Below are 7,394 nucleotides of genomic sequence, written 5' to 3'. Positions count from 1 at the left end.
GATATGTGGCTTACCACCGGCAGATTTAACGATGAATTCGAAAAAAGTTTTGCAAAGTTTTTAGGTGTAAAGTATGCACTTACAACAAATTCCGGTTCAAGTGCAAATCTTTTGGCACTATCGGCATTAACATCTTATAAACTTGGGGAAAAACAAATAAAAAAAGGGGATGAAGTTATAACAGTCGCTTCCGGTTTTCCTACTACAATAAATCCGATAATCCAGTTGGGACTTGTTCCTGTGTTTGTAGATTGCAAATTGGAAACTTGTAATATTGATGAAAATAAAATCGAAGAAGCAATAACAAAAAAAACAAAAGCAATATTTGTTGCTCACACGTTGGGTAATCCTTTTAATTTAGATAAAATTTTAAAATTATGTAAAAAATATAATTTGTGGCTTATAGAGGACAGTTGCGATGCTTTGGGAGCATTGTATAAAAAACAAAAAGTCGGGACTGTAGGTCATATAGGAACTTTCAGCTTTTATCCTGCACATCATATAACTATGGGTGAAGGCGGAGCTGTTGTAACTAACGATTCTCTGTTGTATAGAATAATAATGTCTTTCAGAGATTGGGGAAGAGATTGTTGGTGTAAACCTGGGAAAGATAACAGTTGCGGAAAAAGATTTTCTATGCAATGCGGAAAACTTCCGTTCGGGTACGACCATAAATATACATATTCTCATATAGGTTACAACTTAAAAATAACGGATTTTCAGGCAGCGGTAGGTTTAAGTCAATTAAAAAAACTTCCTAAATTCTTACAGAAAAGAACACAAAATGCAAAATATTTAATGCAAAAATTAAAAGATTTGAAAAATTATTTTATATTTCCGAAAATTGAAAAAGGAACAGAACCGTCTTGGTTTGGACTTTTATTAACAGTAAAACAAAATAATAAATTTACGAAACAACAACTTGTTGAATATTTGGAACAAAACGGAGTAGGAACAAGGCAGCTTTTTGCAGGGAATATTTTGAGACAACCGATGATGACGGAAAATAATGTTCCTTTAAAGATAGGCAAATCTCCTTTGTTGATGTCAAACAAATTAACCGAAAAAGAATACAAAAAGTTACCCAATACGGAATACATAATGAACAACACTTTTTGGGTAGGTGTATTTCCCGAACTCGGTAAAAAAGAAATGGATAAAATTTCGGAATTGATACACAAGTTTGTAAGAGAAGGAAATTAATAAAAAATATTTAAAAGTATATAAAAAAAGTGTTTTTAGAGAGTTAAAATGAGTATAAAAGATGATTTAGAGTTGATAATTATTACATATAATAGGGCTGAAAGTTTAAAAAAAACACTTAAGGAAATTTTATCTAATAGTTGTCCTGTAAAAGATTGTAAAATAACAATATTAAATAACAACTCTACGGATAGCACACAAGATATTTGTAATGAATTTAGTAGTAGATACAAAAATGTTTCAGTTATTAAAAATAAATATAATGTGGGTGGAAATGCTAATATTGCCAAAGCCATTGAATTTGCAAATAAAAAATATTTTTGGATATTAGGTGATGATGATTACTATGATTGGCAAAATTGGAAAGAAGTTGAAGATGCCATGATTGAAGATCATGATTGTATAGTCATTGCTCAAATATTTGTCAATCCAACATTCGAAGATAGAATAAAACAATGCGTTTTCTTATCTGGTTGTATTTATAAAACATCAATTATAAATAGTGAAGTTATGAGAAATGTATATGATTCAATAAGTAGTTATTGCCCGCATGCACCACTTTTTTGCAAGGTAATAAATGATAAAAATAAATCGTTCTATTATCTAAAAGGAAATCCTGTTGCAATTTATGGAGGTTGGGATGCTGGAGTTGATTCCTCTTATACAAGAGGAAATATTCCAAGCGAATTATACCCTGTAAAATCCTTTTTTGCTGCGATTTTTAATTGTATGTTATTAATTAAAGATGATAAATTGAGACTTAATATTGTTAAGAGTTGGTTGACAGAAGATTCAGATAAATCTCAGGGTGTAAAACATAAACATACCGATCCTATAGTAAACGTTGTTTTTCGTGAAATTGCACGTGGAATTATAAAGGAGAATGGCTTTTTATTACAGAATATTATGAGTTATTTTTGCTTTTGTTCAAGTTTTATAATGAGACTTGAAATTATTCTGTTTGTTTTAGTAAGTTTTATTTTTCTATATTTGCCTCTTAAGATAATAAGTATGTTCAATGGTAAGAAAAAATATAATTTTTGGAGAATAAAGTAAGTAAATGTATTTATTATATATGCATAGTCTTGTATGTAAGCAGAAAAATTTAGGATATACTTATGCAAATAAATATTTGTTTTGCTACCGATGAAAATTATTTGAAATATATGGCGACAGCAATGGTTTCCATATTACAAACAGCAAATAAAGGTGATGAATTACATTTTTATATTCTATGTGATAAAGTTTCTAATAATTCAAAACAATATATTAATTCATTAAAAAAATTCAAAGACTTTGGAGTTGAATTTTTAGATGTTGATATAAAAGATTTTATTTCTTTTCCTGCTGGTGGAAAACATATTTCAAATACAACATATTTTCGTTATAAAATATCTGAGTTATGCCGTGATATTTCAAAAATAATATATCTTGACTGTGACGTTATCATAAAACAATCTCTTGCAGAACTTTTTGAAACAGATATAAAAGATTATTATTTAGCCGGGGTAGAAGATATAGGATATTATTATTTAAGACAATATAATCCCGAATTTATATATAAGAGTAGTTTTTATATTAATGCCGGAGTTCTTTTAATAAATCTTAAACGCTGGAGACAAGATAAACTATATAACAAACTGATGGAATTTACAATTAAAGATGGAGATAAAATTAAAATCGGTGATCAGGATGTGATAAATGCTGTTTGTAGTGGGAAAATAAAAGAACTTGATTATAAATGGAATGTTCAAGATAGTTTTTATCGCTCAACTCCCGAAAGAAGATATAATCCTAATCGTAAAAAAATTATTCAAGCAGCTAAATTTCCGGCTATTATCCATTATACTTATAAGAAAAAGCCATGGAATACTATGTCGATGCCACGAACCAAAGATTGGCTTTATTTTGACTATTTAAGAATTGATAAGGTTTGGAGTTTAAAATTTATTAATGATTATTTTATAAGCACTGTGTGTTGTTGTTTCTATTATTTAAAAAATTTTATTAGATTTATTTTAGATATAAGAACAATAAAATATGAAAATGATTATAGGAAAGTTAAAATTTTATTTTTTAAAATTAAAAGGAAAAAATGAAAACAATATTATTAACCGGTTCAGGCGGATTCATAGGCAAGAATTTAAAAGAATATTTAAAAGATAAATATAACCTTTTAACTCCTCGCAGTTTTGAACTTAATTTAATAAATTCAGATGAAGTTAAAAAATATTTCGAAAAAAATAAAATCGATTTTGTAATTCATTGCGCATCGGTCGGCGGTGCAAGAGATGTTCAAGATAAAGATACAACCATTGAGGATAATCTTGCAATGGTTGATAATATTTTAAAATATAAATCCGATGATACTCAAGTTATTTTGTTCGGTTCCGGTGCAATGTACGATAAATCAAGAAATTTACACAAAGTTAAAGAAGAAGAAATAGGTAAAGTTATACCTGAAGATTTGTATGGTAGATCGAAAATGTTGATTGCTGAAAAGATTAAGGAAAGAAGAGATTTTTTAATGTTAAACATTTTCGCTTGTTACGGATACGGAGAAAAAGAAACCAGATTTCCTACCTATGCAATTAAAAGTGTTATTGACGGTAAAAATATAGAAATAAATCAAAATGTTGTTTTCGATTATCTTTGGGTTGAAGATATGGAAAAAATTGTTTATTACTTTATAGAAAACGATGCTAAAAACAATATAATAAACATAACACCATCGCAAAGTATAAGTCTTTTGGAAATAGCCGAAATAGTTAATGCTTTTGAAAATAATAAAGTAAATATAACTATAAAAAACAAAATTATGAATAATGAATATACCGGTGATAATTCTGTTTTATTATCGGAAATACAAAATTTAAAATTTACCGACATTAAACAAGGTTTAAAAAAATTATATAATTATTATAAACAAATAAAATAGAATAGGATATAAAAATGAATAATTTAGAAAAGAGAATGGTTCACACGTTAGAAAATTTAAGGCAAGAACACAATGTTATCGGTGTTAAAGCGGAATTTGAGGCTGAAGGCACAAGAATGGAAGAAGCTTTAAGGTTAAAAGAAGTTGTAACAAAAGCGGGCCTTGAATTAACAATAAAAACAGGCGGATGTGAAGCTATAAAAGATATGTATGATGCAAGAACTATAGGTGTGAACACGATAGTTGCTCCGATGATAGAAACCGCTTATGCCGCAAAAAAATATGTTCAAGCAACAAAATTTGTTTTTCCGGAAGAAGAAAGGCAAGACATATCTTTCTATATGAACATAGAAACAATAACCGGTTTTAATAATTTGGAAGATATATTAAAATCGAAAAATTCCGGTGATATAAGCGGTATAGTTTTGGGTAGAGTAGATATGACCGGTTCCATGGGATTAACCAGAGAAGATATCAATTGTGAAGAAATATTTGAAATTGCAAACAAGATGGCTGCATTGTGCCAAAAATATAATAAACAGTTTATTATCGGCGGCGGGGTGTCTTTCCATTCAATGCCGTTTTTCAAAAGATTACCTAAAAATTCTTTATATAAATTTGAAACAAGAAAAATAGTTTTCGATGCACAGAAAGCATTTGAAGATAAAAACATAGATAAAGGAATTTTAAAAGCTGTAGGTTTTGAGTTGATGTGGCTTAAGAATAAAAGAAAATTCTACGAAATGATATATAAAGAAGATGAAAAGAGAATTGTTATGCTTGAAGACAGATATAAAAAGTTGATAGAAGAAACCGGAGTAAATGTTGAAGCGATTTAATGAGTACGACAATTTTATTTTCGATTTTGACGGAACTTTGGCAGATACCGCAGATGAAGTTTTATCTTGTATAGAAAAAGCTTTTAACAAATGTAATGTTTCTTTTGATAAAGAGAGATTAAATCCGTCCGTTATGGGACCGTCTTTAGCGGAAATAGCAAAAATAGTAAAGCCCGATTTAACGGATGAAAATATTGTAAACAACATAGTTTCGGAATACAGAAAAATTTATGATTATGATGAAAAAGATATAACGAAATTATATGACGGTATTAGGGATTGCCTGTTATATTTGAAACAAAATAACAAAAAAATATTTATTGCCACAAACAAACCGAAGATTCCTACATTGCGATTAGTAAAAAGTTTAAATATAGATTTTTTCGACGATGTTTATATGGTAGATAAATACGACGATAAAAAATTGACAAAGCAACAAATGATAGAAGAGATAGTTTCAAAATATAATCTGCCAAAAGAAAAAACTATAATGGTTGGCGATTGTTTAAGCGATATTGAGGCTGCAAAGAAAGCAGGAGTTTTATCGCTTGTTGCTTTGTGGGGATACGGAGCAGATAAAAAAGCATTGAAAGATAAAGCTGATTTTTGTTTAGAGAAGATAACAAATGATTAAATTGTCCGATTATGTAGCTAAACGATTAAAAGAAGTTTATAAAGTAAAAACTGTTTTTATGGTTTCCGGCGGCGGTGCCATGCACTTAAATAACAGTTTCGGTAAATATATTCATTATGTTTGTAATCACCACGAACAGGCATGTGCGATTTCTGCGGAAGGTTATGCAAGAGTAAACAGAGAACTTGCGGTTGTAAATGTTACAACAGGTCCTGGGGGACTTAATTGTTTGAACGGAGTATTCGGACAATGGACAGACTCTGTTCCCGTTTTATATGTTTCCGGGCAAGTTAAATATTCAACAACGACGGCAAGTTGCCCTAATATAAAATTAAGACAGCTCGGCGACCAGGAAGTTGATATTATAAGTGTTGTTAAACCGTTAACAAAATATGCCGTTATGGTTACCAATCCCGACGAAATAAAATACCATTTGGATAAAGCAATTTACGAAGCGACTCACGGAAGATTCGGACCTGTGTGGCTTGATATCCCTATGAATGTCCAATCTGCTATGATAGATGAAAAAATTTTAAAAGAATTTAAAGAACCTAAAATAAAAAACGAAAAAATAAATATAGATAAAATAATTGAAAAAATAAAAAAATCCGAAAGACCTCTTATTGTCGCAGGTCACGGTATAAGATTATCGGATACACAAAAAGAATTTTATAAGTTAATTGAAAAATTAAAAATTCCCGTTGTTACAACATTTAACGGCTTTGATTTGTTGGAAACAAAAAATAAATATTATATCGGAAGAATAGGTACTGTGGGGCAAAGAGCCGGAAATTTTGCATTACAAAATGCCGATACGATTTTATTTTTAGGGACAAGAAATAATATCAGACAAGTAAGTTACAATTGGGAAAATTTTGCTAAAAATGCTTTTAAAATAGTTGTTGATATTGATAAAGACGAATTAAGAAAGCCTTTTGTAAAACCGAATTTAGCAATAAATACCGACTTAAAATTTTTTATGCCGCAGCTTTTGGCAAAAACAAAAAATATTAATTCTTCAAAGTATTTGAAGTGGTTAAGTTTTTGCAAAAACTTAAAAAACAAATATTGCTTTGAAAATTATAAAGAACAGAAGCAAAAACCGAATATAATAGAACCTTACCGTTTTGTTTATACATTAACAAAATGTTTAAAAGAAAGAGATATTTTTGTTATGGCAAACGGTTCTGCTTGCGTATGCGGTTTTCAAACGGCAGTAATTAAAAAAAATCAGAGATTTATCTTGAATGGCGGAAATGCATCCATGGGTTATGCATTACCTGCAAGTATAGGCGCAAGTTTATCTTCAAAAGGACGAAATGTTATTTGTTTGGAAGGTGACGGTTCGATAATGATGAATATACAGGAACTTGAAACCATAAAATATAATAAGTTACCGATAAAAATATTTGTTATAAATAACAGCGGATATTCTTCAATAAGACAAACTCAGAGAAACTTTTTTAACGGTAAAATGACAGGTTCCGGTACAGATAGCGGAGTAAGTGTTCCCGATTTTACAAAAATAGGGAAAGCCTTCGGACTAAAAACAAAAAGAATAAAAAATCCCAAAACAATGGAAAAAGAAATAAAAGAAGTTTTAAAATTTAATGGTCCTGTTTTATGTGAGGTTATGGTAGAAAAAGAGTATTCTTTCTTACCGAAACTTTCATCAAAAAAACTTCCCGACGGAACAATGGTATCACCCACACTTGAAGATATGTTTCCTTTCTTGGACAGAAAAGAATTTGAAGAAAATATTATAAATCATAAAATATAA

Annotated in this window: 7 protein-coding genes; all 7 read left to right on the top strand. The window is 29.5% G+C overall.

The window, feature by feature from the left end; all coding sequences use genetic code 11:
- The coding region (gene rfbH, locus B2Y85_RS04000) for a lipopolysaccharide biosynthesis protein RfbH (protein ID WP_372519185.1) at positions 1 to 1,203 on the top strand (1,203 nt) is incomplete at its 5' end.
- A gap of 48 nt (positions 1,204 to 1,251) precedes the next feature.
- Positions 1,252 to 2,259: a glycosyltransferase family 2 protein gene (locus B2Y85_RS03995; protein WP_372519184.1), complete on the top strand. Its 1,008-nt coding sequence runs from the start codon at positions 1,252 to 1,254 to the stop codon at positions 2,257 to 2,259.
- A gap of 62 nt (positions 2,260 to 2,321) precedes the next feature.
- On the top strand, positions 2,322 to 3,302 hold the full coding sequence (locus tag B2Y85_RS03990) for a glycosyltransferase family 8 protein (protein ID WP_372519183.1): 981 nt from the start codon (positions 2,322 to 2,324) through the stop codon (positions 3,300 to 3,302).
- Positions 3,299 to 4,141 carry an NAD-dependent epimerase/dehydratase family protein gene (locus B2Y85_RS03985; RefSeq protein WP_372519182.1) on the top strand — a complete coding sequence of 281 codons (843 nt, stop codon included), beginning with the start codon at positions 3,299 to 3,301 and terminating at the stop codon, positions 4,139 to 4,141. Before B2Y85_RS03990 ends, B2Y85_RS03985 begins: the two co-directional genes overlap by 4 nt.
- 14 nt (positions 4,142 to 4,155) lie before the next feature.
- A complete protein-coding gene (locus B2Y85_RS03980) occupies positions 4,156 to 4,980 on the top strand; it encodes an aldolase/citrate lyase family protein (protein WP_372519181.1) in 825 nt (274 codons plus the stop codon).
- Entirely contained in the window at positions 4,964 to 5,614 is a 651-nt protein-coding gene (locus B2Y85_RS03975) for an HAD family hydrolase (RefSeq protein ID WP_372519180.1), read from the top strand. Before B2Y85_RS03980 ends, B2Y85_RS03975 begins: the two co-directional genes overlap by 17 nt.
- Entirely contained in the window at positions 5,607 to 7,394 is a 1,788-nt protein-coding gene (locus B2Y85_RS03970; protein ID WP_372519179.1) for a thiamine pyrophosphate-binding protein, read from the top strand. Before B2Y85_RS03975 ends, B2Y85_RS03970 begins: the two co-directional genes overlap by 8 nt.

Origin of the sequence: Candidatus Ruminimicrobiellum ovillum (genome assembly GCF_002392975.1) — a bacterium.
GTDB classification, from domain to species: Bacteria; Elusimicrobiota; Endomicrobiia; order Endomicrobiales; family Endomicrobiaceae; genus Ruminimicrobiellum; species Ruminimicrobiellum ovillum.
Note: the sequence above shows the minus strand (reverse complement) of the source record. Positions and strands in the feature narration are given on the sequence as shown.